The following is a 19,528-nucleotide window of genomic DNA, read 5'->3' on the forward strand; positions in this document are numbered from 1 at the left end:
CTCGCCCCGCCGCCGGCCGCCTGCAGGGCCCGTCGGCTCGGAGCGCGGCTCGTCGCCTTCTCACCGGGGTGGCGGCGCGCTGCGTCGTGATCGCACCCGGACGGCGGACGCCATCCCGCCGTCGCCGAAGGTCGGGTCGGGGAGCGGGGCGTCCGGGTCGGCGGCGACCGCGTCCTCCCATCGGGCCTGCCACTCGGTGGAGCGCAGCTCGAGGGCGAGGAGCGTCTCGCGCAGGTGCGCCTCGAACAGCGGCCGGTGCTTGTCGACGATCCGGCCGTAGAGCTCGATGCGGCGGTCCATCGAGCGGACGTTCGACGAGACCGGGGTGGTGCGGTAGAGGATCAGGGGCTCCGGCACGATCTCGACCCGCCCGCCGTGGCCGAGCAGGCCGAGGAAGAAGTCCCAGTCCTCGAACCCGTGCCGCATCGCCTCGTCGTAGCCGCCGCAGCGCTCCCACGCGTCCTTGCGGACCACCGCCTCGGCGGGGCACGCGTTGCGGTGCAGGAAGTCGGCGGCGACCCCGCCGCCGGGGCGCACCACGGCGTCGAGGACGCCGTGCGCGCGCAGCCAGGACGACGCGGCGAGGACGTCCGGGCGGGCGTCGAGCACTGCGGTCGTGCGCTCGAGATAGGTGGGCTCGAAGCGGTCGTCCCCGTCCAGCACGGCCACCAGCGGGGTGGTGGCGAGAGCGAAGCCGGCGTTGCGCGCGGCGCTGACCCCCGCGTTGGCCTGCCGGTGCACCACCACGCCGCCGGTCCTCGAGAGCCGGTCCACGACGTCGAGCGACGCGGCGTCGCTCGATCCGTCGTCGACCACGATGATCGTCTCGGGCGCCGTCGTCTGCCGCTGCGCGGAGGCCACGGCCTCGGCGACGAGCTCGCCCTGGTCGTGGGAGGTGACGACCACGCTGACGCAGGACGCCCCGCGCCGGTCGTCGGCGTCCGCCGCGCTACCGCGCACGCGACGAGGCGCGCCAGCTCGGCGGCCAGGAGGTCGCGGGCGCCGCGGCAGGCGGCGCCCAGGTGTCGAGGCCGTTCCCAGCACCCTGCATCACACCAGCGTATGCGGTTGACCGGTGTCGGCGCGTGGATCATGCTCCTGCTCTTCCGGACCACGGTGGTGACGATCCCCCTGGCCCAGTCGCGCTCCTCGCGTGCCTCGGTCTCCAGCGGTGGCACGGGTGCTCCCGTCGCCACCACCCGCCCGCGACTGACCGACGCCGGGGCGACTCGAGGTGCGATGCTCTGTGCGCCGCTCTCGACGCATGCGGGACGGCAGACGACGGGCCGTTCGATCGTCGACGGCGGTCGGCGACGGCGGTCACGGGGACGGAGGGTGCGGAGTGGAGCGGGAGGCGGCGGCGCGCCTGGCGCGCGGGCTGATGACGGAGCACGGCCTGTCCGGCTGGTCGTTCCGGTTCGACCGGGCGCGGCGCCGCGCCGGGCAGTGCCGGCACGACGTCCGTGAGATCAGCGTGTCGGGCCCGCTCACCGCGCTGTACGACGAGGCCGACGTGCGCGAGGTGGTGCTGCACGAGATCGCGCACGCGCTGGTCGGCGCGCGGCACGGGCACGACGCCGCCTGGCGGGCCACGGCGCGGCGGATCGGCTCCTCGGGGCGCCGGCTCGTGCGCGACGGGAGCCCCGAGGTCGAGGGCGACTGGGTGGGCCGGTGCCCCGCCGGGCACCGCGTGACCCGCTTCCGCCGGCCCCAGCGCCCCCAGGCGTGCGGCCTCTGCTCGCCCGTCTTCGACCGGCGGTACGTGCTGTCGTGGACCTACCGCGGTCGCCCGGTCCCGGGGCTCGGCGCGCCCGCGCCGTCGGACGGCGAGGGGTCGCCTCCCGTCGCTCCCGGCGCGTCCGGGGCGGGCGCGACGGACCCCCGGCCGGGGGTCGACCCCGCGACCGTGCGCATGGGGGAGGAGCTGCGCGTGGTCGCCCCGGGGCGGTACGACGGCGTGGTGGGCGCGCTGGTCAAGCGCGGCCGCACGCGGTTCCACCTGCAGGTCGGCCGCGTGGTGCTCACGGTGCCGTTCGGGCTGGCCGAGCGACCCTGACCGTCCGCCGTCCCGAGAGGGACCGGCGGGCCCCGGTCCGGAGGCCGGGCGGGTGGCGGGCGCCCCACGGGCTGGTGGGATGATCGCTCCCATGAGTGAGTCCACCGCACCCGCCCTGACGCTGCCGACGGGCGCCGCAGGATCCCGCATCGTCGGTCTCGGGCACCACCAGCCCGAGAAGGTCATGACCAACGACGACATCGCGCAGCTCGTCGAGACCAACGACGAGTGGATCCGCTCGCGCACCGGCATCGTCACCAGGCACGTCGCGGCCGACGACGTCACCGTCGCCGACATGGCCACCGCCGCCGCCCGGCACGCGCTGGAGGACGCGGGCGTCGCCGGCACGGACGTCGACCTCGTGATCGTCGCGACCACCACCGCGGTGGACCGCTCGCCCAACACCGCGGGCCGCGTCGCCTACGCGCTGCGCACGGGCGTGCAGCCCGGCGCCAGCACGCCCGAGGGCGAGGACGAGCCCGACCTGCGCAACGTCGTCGGCCCCGGCGTCATCGACGTGAACACGGCCTGCTCCGGGTTCGCGTACGCCGTCGGCCTCGCCGACCAGGCCATCCGCGGCGGGTCCGCGCGCACGGCCGTCGTCGTCGGGGCGGAGAAGCTCACGTCCGTGACCGACTGGACCGACCGCAGCACCTGCATCCTCACGGCCGACGGCGCGGGCGCCGTCGTGCTGCAGGCCGCGGACACCCCGGCCGTCGGGCCGGTCGTGTGGGGCTCCGAGCCCGAGCTCACGCCCGCCGTGCGCATCGAGGTGCCCACCGAGAAGTTCGCCCAGGACGGCCGCGCCGTCTTCAAGTGGGCCATCACCCGCGCCGCCGACCGCGCCCGCCGGGTGGTCGACGCGTCCGGCCTCACGCTCGACGACATCGGCGTCCTGGTGGCCCACCAGGCCAACCTGCGCATCATCGAGCCGCTCGCCAAGGCGCTGGGCCTCGAGGACCGCGTGGTCGTCGCGGACATCACCGAGTCGGGCAACACGTCCGCCGCCTCGATCCCGCTGGGCCTGTCCAAGTGGTGGCACGCGGGCAAGATCCCCGCCGGCACCCCCGCGCTCCTCTTCGGCTTCGGCGGCGGCTTCACCTGGGCCGGCCAGGTCGTCATCACGCCCTCGAAGTAGGCCGCTCCGCCCCGTCCCCCGTCACGCCCCGACATCGCAACGAGCGTGCTGGCTTGCTCCTCGAACGGCCCCGTCGAGGAACATGTCAGCACGCTCGATCGCGTGCTCGCCGGGGGTGTGGCGGGCGACGGTGCTCCGGTAGGCTGCGCAGGAAACCGCTTACCCGACGTCGCCCCGGCGACTGCAAGGAGATCGATGATGCCCTCCGCCCCCGCCGCCCCGACCGGTCAGGACCGTCGGCGGTACGCCGTCGCCGGCACCGGGCACCGCGCCGGCATGTACGTGAACGCGCTGATCGGGGACCACGCCGACGACGGCGAGATCGTCGCGTGGGTCGAGCCCAACCCGGTGCGCGCCGCGGTGCACGAGGCGAAGGTCGCGACCGCCGTCGGCGGCGAGCGACCCCTCTACCACCCGGACGACCTCGAGAAGGCGCTCGACGAGCAGCGGGTGGACCGGCTCATCGTCACCTCCGTCGACCGGACGCACGCCGACCTGGTCTCCCGCGCCCTGCGGGCCGGCGTCGACGTCGTCGTCGAGAAGCCGATCGCGGCCACCGAGGACGAGGCGCGCCAGATCGCCGACGCCGTCGCCGAGACGGGCCGCGACCTCACGATGACGTTCAACTACCGCTACTCCCCCCGGAACTCCGCGCTGCGCGAGGTCATCGCGTCCGGCGAGATCGGGCAGGTGCTGAGCGTCCACTTCGACTGGGCCCTCGACACCGTGCACGGCGCCGACTACTTCCGCCGCTGGCACCGCGAGAAGGTCAACAACGGCGGCCTGCTGGTGCACAAGTCCAGCCACCACTTCGACCTCGTCAACTGGTGGATCGACGCCGTGCCGCAGCGGGTGTTCGCCAGCGGCGGTCGCCGGTTCTACGGCGACGACGCCGCGCACGCGGTCGGCGACGAGCCGACGGCGGGGGAGCGGGCCCTGGCCGAGCAGGGCGTGGACCCGTGGCGCATCGACGTCTCCGCCGACCCGTACCTCGCCGAGCTGTACGGCCCCGAGGCGCAGGCCGTCGACGGCTACCGCCGCGACCGCGGCGTCTTCGACCCGGGCATCACGACCGAGGACACGCTGGGCCTCGTCGTCGAGTACGCCGGCGGCCCGGTGCTCACCTACTCGCTCACCGCCAGCGCCCCCTGGGAGGGGTACCGCGTCGTGGTCAACGGGTCGCGCGGGCGCGCGGAGCTCGAGGTGGTCGAGCGCGGTTCCGTCGTCTTCGGCGCCGACGGCAAGGCGACCGTGGACCCGAGCTTCACCGCCACCTTCGGCAAGGACACCGTGCGTCCCGAGGGCGAGCGGCTCGTCGTGCAGAAGCACTGGGAGCGCGCCGAGGAGCGGCCCATCGTCGCCGTCGGCGCGGGCGGCCACGGCGGCGGCGACGCGCTGCTGCTCTCCGACGTCTTCCGCGGCCGCGTCGAGGCCGACCCGCTGGGCCGCGCCGCAGGCTTCCGCGACGGGCTCCGCGCGTCCGGCATCGGCTACGCCGGCAACCGCTCGCTCGCCACGGGCGACCCCGTGCGCCTCGACGACCTGCGCCTCGGCATCGATCTGTAGGCCCATCGGGCTGTAGGCCCGCCGAGATCGAGGTCTCCGTCGCGGGGTCGACCTACCGAAGGTCGACCTCGCCCCGGAGGCCTCGATCTCGGCGCGGGTGGGTCAGGAGGCCCAGGGGGCGCCGAGCTCGGCGAACGTGCGCTGGGTGCGCGCCACCTCGGCGCACCAGCGCTCGACGTCGGCCACCACGGGCCGGCGGTCGGCGCCCTCGCCGCGCCACAGGACGTGCTCGGCGGCGATCGGGGTGGGGTCGGCGCTCGTGCGGACGGCCTCGAGGACGCGCATGAACGCGCCGGTGTCGCGGACGTCGCACAGCAGCGCGCGGGACTCGTCGGCGCGGGCGGCCAGGAGGTCGTCGAGCAGGGACGTGCGCCCGTACGTCTTGTCCATCTGGGCGGCGTCGGTGCGCAGCAGGAGGCGGTCGTGCTCGTACTCGAGCGCGAGGTCGCCGCGGGTGCCGTGCACGACCACGCGCGCGGGGGAGCGCTCGGGCGCGCAGAGCGTGAGCCCGAAGCCGTAGCGCCGCCCGTGCGCGTCCTGCACGCGGACCGACGACGTGTCGTCGGCCTCGATCGGGTTGGCGCGGTACAGGTCGGTGTCCACCCAGGTGACGTCCCGCGCGGTCGTCGCCCCGCCCAGGCGCAGCGCGGTCGCGACGGCGTGGGCCAGGGGGTTGGTCACGACGCCGTCGACGACGTCCCGCCCGTCCAGCCGACGCCGCCCGGCCCAGGCGGCGCGGCGCCAGTACGACACCGTGCGCACCCACGTGCCGACGGCGCCGAGGCCGACGACGTCACCGATCTCGCCGCGCGCGAGGACGCCCGCCGCGGCGGACAGCGCGTGCGAGCCGAACGTCTGGAACCCCACCTGGCAGCGGCGGCCCGTGCGCTCGGTCACGGCGACGAGCTCGGTGTGCTCGGCGAGCGACGCCGCCGTCGGCTTCTCCAGCAGCACGTCGATGCCCGCCTCCATGGCGGCCCGGGCCAGCGGCAGGTGCGTCGGGATGGGCGTGCTCAGCACCACCACGTCCACGCGGACCGACGGCGTGGACAGCAGGTCGCCGAACGTCGGGAACCAGGGCGCGCCGGCGTCGTGCGCCTCGTGCCCCGGGCCGGGCTCGCGCGGGTCGACGACGGCGGCGAGCCGCGCCCCGCCGGCGCGCTGCAGCTCGAGCACGCGGCGCACGTGCGAGGCGCCGTGGCCGTGCAGCCCGACCACCGCGATCTGCGGGACGAGGCCGTCGGAGGTCGGGTACGTCATCGTCCACCAGTCCTGGGGTGTCGTCGTGGCCCGGCCGGGGACCGGCGGGGCGTGGTTGCCGCGGTGCGTCAGCGCAGCGTGGCGGCGAGGGCGGTCGCCTCGTCGAGCTCGAGCGCGCGGTCCACGAGGGCGGCCACGATCCCGGTCTCGACGGTGCCGCCCGCGGGCACCCGCAGCGGGGTGTCCCAGGCCAGCGCGGGCCCCGCGCCCGGGTACTCGGCGGCGCGCAGGAACCAGTGCCGCGGCGGCGAGGTCTGCGCGATCAGCAGCGTCGTCGAGCGGTCCTCGGCGTACGGGTCGTGGTGCTGCTGCACGAACGCGACCCACGGCGACGCGCTGCCGTGCGCGTGCTCCTCGCCCTCGCCGCCCTCGGACAGCACGACGGTGCGCTGCGCGATCGGCGCGCGCCAGAAGACGCCGCCGTACCCCGCGCCGGGCCGCCCGTTCGTGGCGGGGGAGCGGATCTCCAGCGGGCCGTGCGAGGCGTGCAGGGTGGAGCGCCACTCGAGCGCCCAGCCGTCGTCGCCCAGCAGGCGCGCTCCGAGCCGGCGCTGCTCGTCGAGCAGGGGCTCGCCGTGCTCGTCGTCCCAGCGCACGGAGTCGAGCAGCACGTGCGGGGCCAGCGGGTCGACCTCCGCGCGCGTCGTGACCTGCCGGCCGTGGTTGGGCAGCAGGGTCGGGCCGACGTCGGCGACGAACGTGCGACCGCCCCAGAAGCTGGTGCCGTTGACGTCGGGCACGGCGACGCTCACGCCGTAGTGGTGCCGGTGGTCGACCGGCTCCGACTCGGTGAGGGGCACGCCCGCGAGCGAGTGCACCGGGTGCAGGAACGGGCGCGGGGAGTGGATGGCGGGCAGCCGCTCGCCGTCCACGTACCGCGCCAGCGGGACGCGGTCGCGCGTGTGCCGCAGCACCACCTCGCGCGTCTCGACGGACCACACGGGCCCCGGGTCGACGACCTCGGCGTCGGGCGCCGCGACGGGCGCGGGCTCGGTCACGACCGTGCGCGTGAGCCGGCGGGGCACCGGGCCGGTGCTGGAGCGGGCCTCGAGGCGGGCGGTGAAGCGGGTGGTGGACGCCGCGTGGGCGTCGTCGTCGATGACGGCGTGCAGCTCGCGCCAGGCCTGGCGGCCCAGCTCGGCCTGCGGCACGGACACGGTGGTGAGGGCGGGCGTCGCGTACCGGGCGAGGTCGATGTCGTCGTACCCGGCCACGGAGATGTCGCCGGGCACGGCCACGCCGGCCTCGTTGAGCGCGGCCAGGAGGCCGAACGCGACGAGGTCGTTGTAGGCGACGACGGCGGTGGCGCGGCTCGCGAGCACCGGGCCCGCGGCGGCGTGCCCCGAGGCGAGGTCGGCCCCGACGGCGAGCTCGACCACCTCCAGGTCCGCGTGCCGCTCGCGCGCGGTGGCGAGCCCGGCGCGCCTTGCGGCGTCCGTGGCCGCGGCGCGGGGCCCGGCCAGGTAGGCGAGGCGCCGGTGGCCGAGGCCGACCAGGTGCTCGACGACCTGCACGGTGGCCTCGGCGTAGTCGATGACGAGGCTCGGCGTGCCCGCGTGGTCGACCTCGCGGTTGATCACGGCGGCGGGGGTCACCAGCGGCAGCAGCGCGTCCAGGGCGGCGCCGGGCATGCGCGGGGCGACGAGGATGAGCGCGTCGCAGCGCATCCGTGCCTCCCGCGCGATGGCGGCCTCCTCGGACGGGTCCTCGGCGGCGTCGGCCACGAGCACCCGGTAGCCGTCCTCGGCCGCGGCGGAGGTGACGCCGCGGAGGATCTGCTGGAACACGGGGTTGCCCAGGTCCGGCACGACGAGCGCGACGGTCGTGGTGCGGCCCAGCGACAGGCTGCGCGCCACGTTGCTGGGGCGGTAGTTCAGGTCGATCGCCGCCTCCTGCACGCGGGCGGCGATCGCGGGGTCGACCGTGCTGCGGCCGTTCATCACGCGGGAGACGGTGGCGCGCGAGACGCCGGCGGCGGTGGCGACGTCGGCGATGGTCACCGTCGGTCGCCGCAGGTTCACGTCAGGCATCGATGCCTCCTCGGGCTCACGAGCCGACCGTACACCATTGGAAACCGGTTGCTCTCGTGATACCTTCCCGGGAAGCAACCGGTTTCCGGGCGACGTGGCCCGGGCACCGCGGATCGAGGGAGATCGGGAGGCCGGCGATGACGCCCACCAGCACGCCGCACGGCGAGGTGCCGCGATGGCGGTGATCCAGGAGGTGGCCCGCACACGCGGCGCGGCCAAGGAGCGACGCAGGGGCGACGGCCGGGCCGCCGCGGTCTTCCTCGCGCCGTGGTTCGCCGGGGTGGTCCTCATCACCGCGTTCCCGCTGCTCGCGTCGCTGTACCTGTCCTTCACGGACTACAGCCTGCTCGAGGCCCCCGGCTGGATCGGGCTCGAGAACTACACGCGGATGTTCGACGACCCGCGGTTCTTCCAGGCGCTCAAGGTGACCTTCACCTACGTGCTCGTCTCGGTGCCCCTGCAGCTCGCCGCCGCGCTCGCGCTCGCCGTCGTGCTCGACAAGGGCCTGCGCGGCCTGGCGTTCTACCGGTCGATCTACTACCTGCCCTCCCTGCTCGGGGGCAGCGTCGCCATCGCCATCCTGTGGCGGCAGGTGTTCGGGGCCGACGGCCTGGTCAACCAGCTGCTCGCGTTCGTCGGCATCGAGGGCGTGGGCTGGGTGTCGCACCCGGACTACGCCCTCGGCACCCTCATGGTGCTCAACGTCTGGACGTTCGGCGCGCCCATGGTCATCTTCCTGGCCGGGCTGCGGCAGGTGCCCGCCATGTACTACGAGGCCGCGTCGATCGACGGCGCCGGCCGGTGGCGGAGGTTCCGCAGCATCACGCTGCCGCTGCTCACGCCGATCATCTTCTTCAACCTGGTGCTGCAGCTCATCGGGGCGTTCCAGTCGTTCACGCAGGCGTACATCGTCAGCGGCGGCACCGGCGGCCCGGTCGACTCCACGCTCTTCTACACGCTGTACCTCTACGACAAGGGGTTCGGCTCGTACCAGATGGGGTACGCGTCGGCGATGGCGTGGTTCCTGCTGCTCGTCGTGGCGGGCATGACCGCCGTGAACTTCCTCGCCTCCAAGCTCTGGGTCTTCTACGATGACTGACGCTCCCGCGCGCCCCGAGTCGCGCCCCGCACCCGCCCGCCCCTCGCTCGCCGAGGTGGCCGCCGCCTACCCCGAGCGCCGTCCGCCGCGGCGGCGCGCCTGGGCCGCCGTCCGCCGCGTGTCCCGCCACGTGCTGCTCATCGCGTTCGGCCTCGTCATGCTCTACCCGCTGCTGTGGATGCTGGCGAGCTCCTTCAAGCCCACCTCGCTGATCTTCCGCGAGCCCGGGCTGATCCCGACCGAGTGGGACTTCAGCAACTACACCGACGGCTGGAACGCGCTGCTGCACCCGTTCGGGCACTACCTGCTGAACTCGGCGCTCGTCGTGCTCGGCTCCGTGCTCGGCAACCTGGTCTCCTGCTCGATGGCGGCCTACGCCTTCGCCCGGCTGAAGTTCCGGGGCCGCAACCTGTGGTTCGCCGTCATGCTCATGTCGATCATGCTGCCGATCCACGTGATCATCGTGCCGCAGTACATCCTGTTCTCGTCGCTGTCCTGGATCAACACGTTCCTGCCGCTGATCGTGCCGAAGCTGCTGGCCACGGACGCGTTCTTCATCTTCCTCATGGTGCAGTTCTTCCGCGGCATCCCGAAGGACCTCGACGAGGCGGCCCGGCTCGACGGGTGCGGCCACGGCCGCATCTTCCTGCGGATCATGCTGCCGCTGTCCCTGCCGGCCCTCGCCACCACCGCGATCTTCACCTTCATCTGGACCTGGAACGACTTCTTCAGCCAGCTGATCTTCCTGACGAAGCCGGAGATGTACACCGTGCCGATCGCGCTGCGCACGTTCGTCGACTCCACGAGCAACAGCTCGTGGGGGCCCCTGTTCGCGATGTCGATCGTGTCGCTGGTCCCCGTGTTCCTCGTCTTCCTCTTCGGCCAGAAGTACCTGGTCAAGGGCATCGCCACCACCGGCATCAAGTAGCCCGCCGCTCATCCCACCGCACGGTCCGCACCGTCGTTCGAAGGAGAACCTCATGCGAGTCACAGCCACCCGCGCGACGCGCCGCCGCGGCGCCGCGCTCGTCGCCCTCACGGCGGTCGGGGCGCTCGCCCTGACCGCCTGCTCCGGCGGCGACTCGGGCATCGTGCCCTCCGACCAGGACGGCGGGAAGGACGGCGACGTCGAGATCCGCTTCTCCTGGTGGGGGTCGGACGACCGGCACAAGACGACCCAGGAGATCCTCGACCTGTTCGAGGAGAAGAACCCCGGCATCACCGTCGTGCCGGACTACACCGACTGGGGCGGCTACTGGGACAAGCTCGCCACCGCCACGGCCGGCGGCGACACCCCCGACGTCATCACCCAGGAGGAGCGGTACCTGTCGGACTACGCCTCCCGCGGCGTGATCGCCGACCTCGGTGCGCTCGACATCGACACGTCCGAGATCTCCGACGACATCCTGACCACCGGCGAGGTGGGCGGCACCCTGGTGGGCATCCCGACCGGCGTGAACGCGTACGCGCTGGTGGCGGACCCGAAGATCTTCGCCGACGCGGGCGTGGACATGCCCGACGACACGACGTGGACCTGGGAGGACTACGTCGACGTCGCCGGCAAGATCTCGAAGGGCGCCGGCAAGGGCGTGTGGGGCACGCAGGACTACGGCTTCAACGAGGCCGGCCTCGCCGTCCTCGCGCGGCAGAAGGGCGAGACGCTCTACACGCCGGACGGCAAGCTCGGCGTCTCGAAGGAGACCGTGGCCCAGTTCTTCCAGACGTCGCTGGACCTCATGGCGAACGGCGGCCAGCCCGACGCGTCACGCTCGGTCGAGTACCAGAACGCCGGCCCGGAAGGCTCGCTGCTCGGCACCAACTCCGGGGCCATGGGCGTGTGGTGGAGCAACCAGCTCGGGGCGCTGTCCGACGCCTCCGGCCGGGACCTGGAGCTGCTGCGCCTGCCCGGCGAGTCCGAGGGCGAGCGCACCGGCATGTACTTCAAGCCGGCGATGTACTACTCCGTGTCGGCCAAGAGCGAGCATCCCCAGGAGGCGGCCAAGCTGGTCGACTTCCTGCTCAACGACCCCGAGGCCGCGAAGCTGCAGCTCACCGACCGCGGCCTGCCGGCCAACCTGAGCGTCCGGGAGGCGATCCTCCCCGACCTCACCGCCGCCGACCAGCGGATGGCCGACTTCATGGCCGACCTCGAGGACGACGTCGTGGACAACCCGCCGGTGCCGCCGAACGGCGCCAACGAGATGCAGGACATCATCACGCGCATCAACACCGAGGTGCTGTTCGAGCGGATGACGCCCGCCCAGGCCGCCGACGCCTTCCTCAAGGACGTGGGCGCGGCGATCGGCGGCTGACCGGTCCGTCCGAATCGAGCGTGCTGACGTGATCCTCGAACGGTCCGTCTGAGGATCACGTCAGCACGCTCGATCGCTCTCCGAGTGGTCAGGACGGGTCCACGACGCGCGCGACGACGGCGCAGCGGTCGTCGCCCGGCGCCGCGCCGGTGGCGGCGCGCACGAGCAGGTGGCGCAGGGCGTCGCGCTCGGCGGCGTCCAGCCCGGCGAGCAGGTCGTCCTCGGCCGTCCGGACGCGGGCGTCCAGGTCGGCGAGGACGGCGCGGCCGTGGTCCGTCACGACGATGCGGCGCGCGCGCCGGTCGGCCGGGTCCGGCTGCCGCTCGACGAGTCCGCAGCCGGCGAGCTCGTCGAGCAGGTAGGTCATCACGGTGCGGTCGATGCCGAGCCGGGCGGCCAGCGCCGCCTGCGTGGGCGGGGCGTCGCGCGTGACGGCGGCGAGCACCTCGTAGCCGCGCCCGCCGTGGGGCACGTCGGCGCACGCGGCCGCGACCCGGGCGCTCCACTCCCGCAGCAGCGCGGCGAGGGACCAGCCCAGCGGGGACGGGTCGACCGGGGCGGCGGAGTCGGCGGGGCCGCCGGTGTCGGCCGTGCCGCGCGGGCGGCGGGTCCGGTCGGTCGTGGTGCTCACCTCGCCATCGTACGGGGAATGGGCGGTCGGCCAGAAGAGTTGCCGCTGATATCGTCTGTGCGACAGACGATCTCCCGTCGCGAGCGGGAGCGGTCCTCCCCGCGAAAGGCCCCGCATGACGGACTACGGCCACGACCTGGTCTTCGGCACGTTCCTCACCCCGACCAACCGCGACCCGCAGCAGCCCGTGCGCCTCGCCCAGGTCACCGAGGCGGCCGGGCTCGACCTGGTGACGTTCCAGGACCACCCGTACCAGCCCGGGTTCCTCGACACGTGGACGCTGCTGTCGTGGGTGGCCGCGCAGACCGAGCGGGTGACCGTCGCGGGCAACGTGCTCAACCTGCCGCTGCGGCCGCCGGCCGTGCTCGCGCGCGCCGTCGCGTCCCTCGACCTCCTGTCCGGCGGGCGGGCGGCCCTCGGCCTCGGGGCCGGCGGCTTCTGGGACCCGATCGTCGCGATGGGCGGCACGCGCCTCACGCCGGGGGAGTCCGTGGACGCGCTCGACGAGGCCCTGGACATCATCCGCGGCATCTGGGACGGCCAGGAGCGCCGCCCGCTGCGCGTCGAGGGTGCCCACCACCGCGTCGTCGGCGCCAAGCGCGGGCCCGAGCCCGCCCACGACGTCCCGATCTGGCTCGGCGCGCTCAAGCCCCGCATGCTGCGCCTCATCGCCCGCAAGGCCGACGGCTGGCTGCCGTCGCTCGCCTACCTCAAGGACGGCGACCTGCAGCGCGGTCACGCGATCATCGACGAGGCGGCCGAGGCCGCGGGCCGGCACCCGGCCGAGATCCGGCGCCTGCTCAACGTGCAGGGTGCCGTCAGCGACGAGCCGCGCGGCTTCCTCCAGGGCCCCGTGGAGCAGTGGGTCGACGAGCTGGCCGCCCTCGCGCTCGAGGACGGCATCGGCACGGTCATCCTCGCGGCCGACGACCCGAGCCTCATCCAGGTGTACGGGCAGGAGGTCGCGCCCGCCGTGCGGGAGCTGGTGGCGCGGGAGCGCGCGTCGTCGGGCACGGCCCCGGCGGCGTCCCAGCGCGGTGCGCGGGCGATCGCCCTGCGGCGCCCCGGCATCGACTACGCCGCCGTCCCCGCGGCGCTGGCGGCCACCGCCGTCGAGCCCGGCGATCGCGCGTACGACGGCGTCCGGCACAACTACCTGCGCTCCGGCGCGCCGGGCCTCGTGCTGCGGCCGCGGGACGCGCAGCAGGTGGCCGAGGCCGTGCGGTTCGCGCGGTCGCAGCAGGTGCCGCTGGGCGTGCGGTCGGGCGGCCACGGCATCAGCGGCCGGTCGACCAACGACGGCGGCGTCGTCGTCGACCTCGGCGCGCTCGACCAGGTCGAGGTGGTCGACGAGGCCACCCGGCGGGTGCGGGTCGGCGTCGGAGCCACGTGGGGCCGCGTCGCCGAGGAGCTGGCACCGCGCGGCTGGGCCATCAGCTCCGGCGACTCCGGCGGGGTCGGCGTCGGCGGGCTCGCCACCGCGGGCGGCGTCGGCTTCCTGGGCCGCGCCTACGGGCTGACGATCGACCACGTGGTCGCGGCCGAGGTCGTCACCGCGGACGGCCGCGTGGTGCTCGCGTCGGCCGACGAGCACCCCGACCTGTTCTGGGGCCTGCGCGGCGCGGGCGGCAACCTGGGCGTCGTGACGTGGGTCGAGATCGAGGCCATGGCCCTCGGCGACCAGGGCCACGTCGTCTTCTCCCAGATGACGCTCGACGCGACCGACGTCGCGGGCACCCTCGAGCGCTGGGGCGCCGTCGTCGAGTCCGCGCCGCGCGAGCTCACGAGCTTCCTCATCCTGTCCCCGGGCCGCCGCGGCCGCCTCGCCGACGGCAGCGACGACCAGGGCCCGGTCGCCCAGCTCATGACGGTCTGGGCGGGCGACGACACGGACGCCGCCGTCGAGCAGCTCGAGCGGCTCGCCGGGGCCGGCCCGCTGCTGGCCCACCAGGCGTACCTGCTGCCGTACGCGGGCGTCGTGCAGGCCGGCGAGAAGCACCACCAGGGCGGCGGGGACCCGGCCGTCCGGTCCGGGCTGGTCGCGCACCTGGACGGGCCGACGGCCCGCGCGTTCGAGAAACTGGCCCTGTCGGGCGAGGCGTACTTCCTGCAGGTCCGCGCGACCGGCGGCGCCGCGCACGACGTCGAGGCGGACGCGACGGCGTACGCCCACCGGCACCAGAACTTCCTGCTGTCGGCGATGTCCTCCGACCAGGGCCGGCTCGACGCGGTCTGGGACGACGTCATGGCGCCGTACACCGACGGGCTGTACCTGTCGTTCGACACCGACACCCGGCCCGAGCGGATCACCGACGCCTTCCCCGGGCCCACGCTCGCCCGCCTGCGCGAGGTGAAGCGCGACTGGGACCCCGACAACGTGTTCCGCGCCAACTTCCCGGTGCCGCCCGCCGAGTGATCGCACCGCGCGTGACGTCGGCCGGGTGCGCGAGGATGGGGCCATGCCTCTCGCACCTCGGTACCTGGCCGACGACGCCCGCTACGAGTCGATGACCTACCGCCGCACGGGCCGCTCCGGCCTCGACCTGCCCGCCCTGTCGCTGGGCCTGTGGCACAACTTCGGCGACGTGAACCCGTTCGACACGCAGCGCGCCATCCTGCGCCGTGCCTTCGACCTCGGTATCACCCACTTCGACCTCGCGAACAACTACGGCCCGCCGTACGGCTCGGCGGAGGAGAACTTCGGCCGCCACCTGGCCAAGGACCTCGCGCCGTACCGCGACGAGCTCGTGATCTCCACCAAGGCCGGCTACGACATGTGGCCGGGCCCGTACGGCGACCACGGCTCGCGCAAGTACCTGCTCTCGTCGCTCGACCAGTCCCTGACCCGCATGGGCCTGGACCACGTCGACGTCTTCTACCACCACCGGCCCGACCCCTCGACGCCGCTCACCGAGACGATGGGCGCGCTCGCGTCCGCCGTCCAGCAGGGCAAGGCCACGTACGTGGGCGTGTCGAACTACTCGCCGTCGCGCACCCGCGAGGCCGCGCAGGTGCTCGCCGACCTGGGCGTGCCGCTGCTCATCCACCAGCCCAGCTACTCGATGTTCAACCGGCACGTCGAGATCGCGGACCGCGAGGACGCGTACGACGGCCGGCAGAGCGAGTCCCTGCTCGACGTGGTCGAGGACCTCGGCGTCGGCACGATCGTCTTCTCGCCGCTGTCGCAGGGCCTGCTCACGGGCCGGTACCTGGGCGGCTCGGCGCCGGAGGGCTCGCGCGCGGCCCGCAGCGACTCGCCGTTCCTGTCGTCGTCGAACCTCACCGACACGTACCTGGACCGCGCCCGGGCGCTGAACGCGGTCGCGGAGGGCCGCGGGCAGACGCTCGCGCAGCTCGCCCTCTCGTGGGTGCTGCGCGACGACCGCGTGACGTCGGCGCTGATCGGCGCGTCGTCGGTGGCGCAGCTCGAGGACAACGTGGCCGCGCTGCGCGCCCCGGCGCTCACCGACGAGGAGATCGCCGCGATCGAGCCGCACGCCGTCGACGGCACCGGCCGCTGAGGATCCCGCGGCCGAGAGGGGAGCAGGGATGGTGGTCTGCTGGTTCGTCGGGCTGACGACGCTGGACGTCGTGCACCGGGCCTCGGCCCGCCCGGGCCCGGACGAGAAGGTCACGGCCGTGCGGCAGGACGTCGCGGCCGGCGGGCCCGCGGCCAACGCCGCGGTCACGGCCGCGGCGCTCGAGGCGCACGCCGTCCTGGTGAGCGCCCTGGGCGCCGGGCCCGTCGCCCAGGCGGCGCGGGCCGACCTCGACGAGCGCGAGGTGCAGGTGCACGACGTCGCGGGCCCGGACGAGGAGTTCCCGCTCGCGGTCTCGGCGGTCCTCGTCGACGACGCGACGGGGCAGCGGTCCGTGGTCTCGCCCGACGCGGCCCTCGTCGCGGTGCGCGCCCCGCGGCCCGACGCGATCGCGGGGCTGCCGCGCCCGGACGTCGTGCTGCTCGACGGCCACCACCCCGAGATTGCGCGGGCCGTGCTGGCGCACGTCGCCGAGCTGCGCCCCCGGCCGCTGGTCGTGCTGGACGGCGGCCGGTGGCGGCCGGTGTTCGCGGAGCTGCTGCCCGCGGCGGACGTCGCGGCGCTCAGCGCCGCCTTCACCGTGCCGGCCGAGCTGGCCCCCGGCGCGACCGACGCCGCCCACGGCGCGCTGCTGCTCGGGGCGGGGTCCGTGGTGGTCACCCACGGCGCGGCCCCGGTGGAGTGGGCGCGGCCGCGGCGCGCCGACGACGGTGTCGTCGAGGTCGGGGAGCGGGGCACCGTGCCCGTGCCGGAGGTGGACGTGCAGGACACCCTCGGCGCCGGCGACGCGTTCCACGGCGCGCTGGCCGTGGCCCTCGCCCGCGGGGAGTCGCTGCCCGACGCCTGCGCCACGGCGGTGCGCGTGGCGAGCACGCGCGTGCGGAAGGTCGGCCCGCGGTCCTGGCTCGCGCACCTTCCCGAGCTGACGGAGCCGCACGGAGGGGCGGCCCGACCCGGCCCGGAGCCCGCGCGGGACGACGGGTGACCCCGGCCGCGGCGACGACGGCGGAGCTCGTCGCGCGCGCCCGGCGGCTGGCGGTGCCCGGCGAGCGGCGGGTGCTCGGCATCGTCGGCCCGCCGGGGGCGGGGAAGTCCACGCTCGCACGCGCCGTCGTCGACGGGCTCGGCCCGGCCCTCGCCGTCGAGGTCGGGATGGACGGCTACCACCTGTCGAACGCGGTGCTCGCGGACCTCGGCCGCGGCGCCCGCAAGGGCGCGATCGACACGTTCGACGACGCCGGGTACGCCGCGCTGGTGGCACGCCTCGCGGAGGCCCGGCCCGGCGACCCGCCGGTGTACGCGCCCGTCTTCCGCCGCGAGATCGAGGAGCCCGTCGCGGCCGGCGTGGCCGTCCCCTCCGACGTGCCGCTGGTCGTGACGGAGGGCAACTACCTGCTCGCGCCCACCGGCGCGTGGCCGTGGGCGCGGGCGCGGATGGCGCAGGTCTGGTACCTCGACGTCCCCGACGCCGTGCGCCTCGCCCGGCTCGAGGAGCGCCACCACGCCTTCGGCAAGAGCCGCGACGACGCGCGCCGCTGGGCGAACGGCTCCGACCAGGTCAACGCGGACGCCGTCGCCGCCACGCGCGCCGCGGCCGACGTCGTCGTGCGCTGGGCCGCCTGACCGCCCGCACCCCAGCGTGCCGGAGGGTCAGGCCGTGCGGTCCAGGAGGGCGCGGTCGACGGGGGCGGCGAGCGGCTCGCCGGCCAGGAGGCGCAGCACCTCGTCGACGGCGAACGCGCCCATGCGGTGCAGCTCCAGCCCGATCGAGCCCGCGACGTGCGGGGTGAGCAGCACGTTCGGGTGGTCGTAGAGCGGCGAGTCGGCGGGGAGGACGTCGGGCGTCGTGACGTCGAGGACGGCGTAGACGCGCCCCGCGACCACGGCCTCCGTCAGCGCGTCGGTGTCCACGAGGGCGCCCCGCGCGGTGTTCACGAGCGTCGCGCCGGGGCGCATCGCCGCCAGCTGCCGGGCGTCGATCAGGTGACGGGTCTCGGGCAGGTCGGGGGCGTGCAGGGACACGACGTCGCTCGTGGCCACCAGGGTGTCCAGGTCGACGAGGCGCGCGCCCAGCGCCGCGGCCGTGGCCTCGTCGGCGTACGGGTCGCTGAGGAGGAGGTCGAGGTCGAACGGCGCGAGCAGCTCCAGCACGCGGCGCCCGATCTTCGACGCCCCGACGACGCCGACCGTGCGTCGGTAGTTGCCGGCGTCGGGCACCTCGACGCTCCAGTTCTCCGCACGCCGGTCGGCGCGGTAGCGCGCAGCGATGGGCAGGATCCTCTTGTTGGCGAGCAGGATCGTCGCGACGGTGTACTCCGCGACCGGCTGGGCGTTGACCCCGGCGGCCGTGCTCACGGGGAGGCCCGCGTCCCAGAACTCGGGCGGCAGGTGGTGCCGCACCGAGCCGGCGGCGTGCACGACGCCGCGCAGCCGCGGCGCGTGGCCGAGCGCGTCGCGGGTGATCGGCGGGCACCCCCAGCCCGTGAGCAGCACGTCCGTGCGCGCGAGGACGTCGCGGGCGGCGTCGTCGGTCAGGTCGTGCAGCACGCCCGGCTCGAGGCGGGCGACGGCGCGCAGCCGGTCCAGGTCCTCGGCGGCGAACAGCCGGTCGGGCAGCCCGGGCTGCATGGCCAGGGTCACCGTGGGAACGCTCGGGGTGCTGCCGGGCTGCATGGTCTCTCCTCGTGGCGGGCCGTGGGTCGTCATTGTGCGCGGGCCCGGCCGACCGGGGTCAACCGGATCCGTGCAGAACGAACAGAGTCGGTCACGGGGCGGAGGTCGAGGCGCGCACGACGAGGCGCGGCAGCAGCGTGACCTGCTGCGTCGCCGGCGCCGGGCCGCGGGACAGCCGCCGCACGGCGAGCTCGACGGCGGCCCGCCCGACGTCGTGCTTCGGCGGGGCGACCGCCGTCAGCGGCACGGGCGCGAGGGCCGACATCTCGTCGTCGTAGGCGACGATCGACAGGTCCTCGGGGACGCGCACGCCCTGGTCGGTGGCCAGCCCGAGCAGCACGAGCGCGTCGTCGTCCGCGTGGACCAGGAGACCGCGGGTGCCGGTCTCGGCGCACCGGCTCAGCAGGTCGGCGAGCCGGCGGTCGCGCTCGGCGATGCCGTCGGCCTCGGTCGCCAGCTCGATCGGCGCGAACCCGGCGACCGCGGTCCCGCGCGGTCCGGTGGCGTCGCGGAAGCCGTCGACCAGCCAGGACGACGTGGGCGTCGACGTCCGCACGGCCAGCCCCACCTTCCGGTGCCCGAGGGCGGCCAGGTGCTCGACGGCGAGCCGGGCGCCGGCCGCGTGGTCCGTGCGCGCGTACTCGGCGTCCGGGGCGTCCCGCCACCGCTCGACCAGGACCACGGGGACCCGTGCGGACGCGAGCCAGCGGGGCGGCTCGTCCTGCGGGGGCCGCGCGGTCGCGACGAGGAGCGCGTCGGCGCCCGCGCGCAGCATCCGCTCCACGAGGCGGGCCTCCTCGTCCGCGTCGTACCGGGACACGGCGAGCACCAGGCGCATGCCCGCCCGCGCCGCGGCCTCCTCCGCCCCCGCCACGACGCTCCGGTAGTAGTAGCGCGACGCCGGCAGGATCATCCCGAGCGTGGCGAGCGGCCGGCGCGACCCGGAGCCCCCCGCGGGCAGGGTGGCGCCGCCGTGCACGCGCTCGAGCTCGCCGGCCGCGACGAGCGCCGCGATGTCGCGGCGGACGGTGACCTCGGAGACGCCGAGGCGGCCCGCGAGCTCCGCCACCTTGACGAAGCCGCGCAGGCGCGCCTCGTTGCGGATCAGCTCGTGCCGGTGTGCCGCCAGGCCCGGGCCGCGTGGGTCGCTCATGACCGCGAGCCTATGTTCGGGTCTGTACGACCTCCTTGCCGGTCGGCGGCGCGGCCCGGTTGACTCGTCGC

The 19,528-nt window shown here is 75.1% G+C and carries 16 protein-coding genes; 10 read left to right on the plus strand and 6 right to left on the minus strand.

Going from position 1 to position 19,528, the window contains the following annotated elements:
* Positions 1–60 precede the first annotated feature (60 nt).
* Entirely contained in the window at positions 61–960 is a 900-nt protein-coding gene (locus tag ACFU9A_RS06225) for a glycosyltransferase family 2 protein (protein ID WP_430574386.1), read from the minus strand.
* A gap of 382 nt (positions 961–1,342) precedes the next feature.
* Between ACFU9A_RS06225 and ACFU9A_RS06230 the strand changes: the two genes are divergently transcribed.
* From ACFU9A_RS06230 to ACFU9A_RS06240, 3 genes are all read left to right on the plus strand, one after another.
* A complete protein-coding gene (locus tag ACFU9A_RS06230; RefSeq protein ID WP_430574387.1) occupies positions 1,343–2,056 on the plus strand; it encodes a SprT-like domain-containing protein in 714 nt (237 codons plus the stop codon).
* A 91-nt stretch (positions 2,057–2,147) separates the two neighbouring features.
* A complete protein-coding gene (locus tag ACFU9A_RS06235) occupies positions 2,148–3,194 on the plus strand; it encodes a beta-ketoacyl-ACP synthase III (protein ID WP_430574388.1) in 1,047 nt (348 codons plus the stop codon).
* A 198-nt stretch (positions 3,195–3,392) separates the two neighbouring features.
* Entirely contained in the window at positions 3,393–4,760 is a 1,368-nt protein-coding gene (locus ACFU9A_RS06240) for a Gfo/Idh/MocA family protein (RefSeq protein WP_430574389.1), read from the plus strand.
* A 102-nt stretch (positions 4,761–4,862) separates the two neighbouring features.
* On the opposite strand, the gene ACFU9A_RS06245 is transcribed toward ACFU9A_RS06240, so the two are convergent.
* A complete protein-coding gene (locus ACFU9A_RS06245) occupies positions 4,863–6,020 on the minus strand; it encodes a Gfo/Idh/MocA family protein (protein ID WP_430574390.1) in 1,158 nt (385 codons plus the stop codon).
* Positions 6,021–6,088: 68 nt separating this feature from the next.
* The gene (locus tag ACFU9A_RS06250) at positions 6,089–8,050 is read right to left on the minus strand and encodes a DUF6807 family protein (protein WP_430574391.1); all 1,962 of its coding nucleotides are present in this window, start codon (positions 8,048–8,050) and stop codon (positions 6,089–6,091) included.
* A gap of 175 nt (positions 8,051–8,225) precedes the next feature.
* On the opposite strand from ACFU9A_RS06250, the gene ACFU9A_RS06255 reads away from it, so the two are divergent.
* From ACFU9A_RS06255 to ACFU9A_RS06265, 3 genes are read left to right on the plus strand one after another with little or no spacing between them, the layout of a single operon-like run.
* Complete coding sequence (locus ACFU9A_RS06255; RefSeq protein WP_430574392.1) at positions 8,226–9,149, plus strand: carbohydrate ABC transporter permease; 924 nt, start codon at positions 8,226–8,228, stop codon at positions 9,147–9,149.
* Positions 9,142–10,077 (plus strand): carbohydrate ABC transporter permease, encoded by a 936-nt coding sequence (locus ACFU9A_RS06260; RefSeq protein ID WP_430574393.1) that lies wholly within the window; start codon positions 9,142–9,144, stop codon positions 10,075–10,077. The genes ACFU9A_RS06255 and ACFU9A_RS06260 overlap by 8 nt, the downstream gene beginning before the upstream one ends.
* Positions 10,078–10,129: 52 nt before the next feature.
* Positions 10,130–11,461, plus strand: a complete 1,332-nt coding sequence (locus tag ACFU9A_RS06265) for an ABC transporter substrate-binding protein (protein WP_430574394.1) — start codon at positions 10,130–10,132, stop codon at positions 11,459–11,461.
* Positions 11,462–11,549: 88 nt separating this feature from the next.
* On the opposite strand, the gene ACFU9A_RS06270 is transcribed toward ACFU9A_RS06265, so the two are convergent.
* Positions 11,550–12,092, minus strand: a complete 543-nt coding sequence (locus ACFU9A_RS06270; protein WP_430574395.1) for a MarR family winged helix-turn-helix transcriptional regulator — start codon at positions 12,090–12,092, stop codon at positions 11,550–11,552.
* A 115-nt stretch (positions 12,093–12,207) separates the two neighbouring features.
* Between ACFU9A_RS06270 and ACFU9A_RS06275 the strand changes: the two genes are divergently transcribed.
* From ACFU9A_RS06275 to ACFU9A_RS06290, 4 genes are read left to right on the plus strand one after another with little or no spacing between them, the layout of a single operon-like run.
* Positions 12,208–14,508, plus strand: coding sequence for an LLM class flavin-dependent oxidoreductase (locus ACFU9A_RS06275; RefSeq protein WP_430574396.1), 2,301 nt, complete (start codon positions 12,208–12,210; stop codon positions 14,506–14,508).
* A gap of 43 nt (positions 14,509–14,551) precedes the next feature.
* Positions 14,552–15,613, plus strand: coding sequence for an L-glyceraldehyde 3-phosphate reductase (gene mgrA, locus ACFU9A_RS06280; RefSeq protein ID WP_430574397.1), 1,062 nt, complete (start codon positions 14,552–14,554; stop codon positions 15,611–15,613).
* A gap of 28 nt (positions 15,614–15,641) precedes the next feature.
* The gene (locus ACFU9A_RS06285; protein ID WP_430574398.1) at positions 15,642–16,616 is read left to right on the plus strand and encodes a carbohydrate kinase family protein; all 975 of its coding nucleotides are present in this window, start codon (positions 15,642–15,644) and stop codon (positions 16,614–16,616) included.
* The gene (locus ACFU9A_RS06290) at positions 16,613–17,254 is read left to right on the plus strand and encodes a nucleoside/nucleotide kinase family protein (RefSeq protein WP_430574399.1); all 642 of its coding nucleotides are present in this window, start codon (positions 16,613–16,615) and stop codon (positions 17,252–17,254) included. Before ACFU9A_RS06285 ends, ACFU9A_RS06290 begins: the two co-directional genes overlap by 4 nt.
* 27 nt (positions 17,255–17,281) lie before the next feature.
* Here the strand turns inward: ACFU9A_RS06290 and ACFU9A_RS06295 are convergent, their stop codons facing one another.
* A complete protein-coding gene (locus ACFU9A_RS06295; RefSeq protein ID WP_430574400.1) occupies positions 17,282–18,304 on the minus strand; it encodes a hydroxyacid dehydrogenase in 1,023 nt (340 codons plus the stop codon).
* Positions 18,305–18,395: 91 nt separating this feature from the next.
* On the minus strand, positions 18,396–19,457 hold the full coding sequence (locus tag ACFU9A_RS06300; protein WP_430574401.1) for a substrate-binding domain-containing protein: 1,062 nt from the start codon (positions 19,455–19,457) through the stop codon (positions 18,396–18,398).
* Positions 19,458–19,528: the final 71 nt, after the last annotated feature.

The organism is Isoptericola sp. NPDC057653, assembly GCF_042799955.1.
GTDB lineage: Bacteria > Actinomycetota > Actinomycetes > Actinomycetales > Cellulomonadaceae > Isoptericola.

What these genes read in the sequence shown, in the direction of transcription:
- ACFU9A_RS06265 (WP_430574394.1), top strand. Translation starts at nt 10,130, where the DNA reads ATGCGAGTCACAGCCACCCGCGCGACGCGCCGCCGCGGCGCCGCGCTC.
- ACFU9A_RS06275 (WP_430574396.1), top strand. Translation starts at nt 12,208, where the DNA reads ATGACGGACTACGGCCACGACCTGGTCTTCGGCACGTTCCTCACCCCG.
- ACFU9A_RS06295 (WP_430574400.1), bottom strand. Translation starts at nt 18,304, where the DNA reads ATGCAGCCCGGCAGCACCCCGAGCGTTCCCACGGTGACCCTGGCCATG.
- mgrA (WP_430574397.1), top strand. Translation starts at nt 14,552, where the DNA reads ATGCCTCTCGCACCTCGGTACCTGGCCGACGACGCCCGCTACGAGTCG.
- ACFU9A_RS06260 (WP_430574393.1), top strand. Translation starts at nt 9,142, where the DNA reads ATGACTGACGCTCCCGCGCGCCCCGAGTCGCGCCCCGCACCCGCCCGC.
- ACFU9A_RS06285 (WP_430574398.1), top strand. Translation starts at nt 15,642, where the DNA reads ATGGTGGTCTGCTGGTTCGTCGGGCTGACGACGCTGGACGTCGTGCAC.
- ACFU9A_RS06235 (WP_430574388.1), top strand. Translation starts at nt 2,148, where the DNA reads ATGAGTGAGTCCACCGCACCCGCCCTGACGCTGCCGACGGGCGCCGCA.
- ACFU9A_RS06300 (WP_430574401.1), bottom strand. Translation starts at nt 19,457, where the DNA reads ATGAGCGACCCACGCGGCCCGGGCCTGGCGGCACACCGGCACGAGCTG.
- ACFU9A_RS06250 (WP_430574391.1), bottom strand. Translation starts at nt 8,050, where the DNA reads ATGCCTGACGTGAACCTGCGGCGACCGACGGTGACCATCGCCGACGTC.
- ACFU9A_RS06245 (WP_430574390.1), bottom strand. Translation starts at nt 6,020, where the DNA reads ATGACGTACCCGACCTCCGACGGCCTCGTCCCGCAGATCGCGGTGGTC.
- ACFU9A_RS06255 (WP_430574392.1), top strand. Translation starts at nt 8,226, where the DNA reads ATGGCGGTGATCCAGGAGGTGGCCCGCACACGCGGCGCGGCCAAGGAG.
- ACFU9A_RS06240 (WP_430574389.1), top strand. Translation starts at nt 3,393, where the DNA reads ATGCCCTCCGCCCCCGCCGCCCCGACCGGTCAGGACCGTCGGCGGTAC.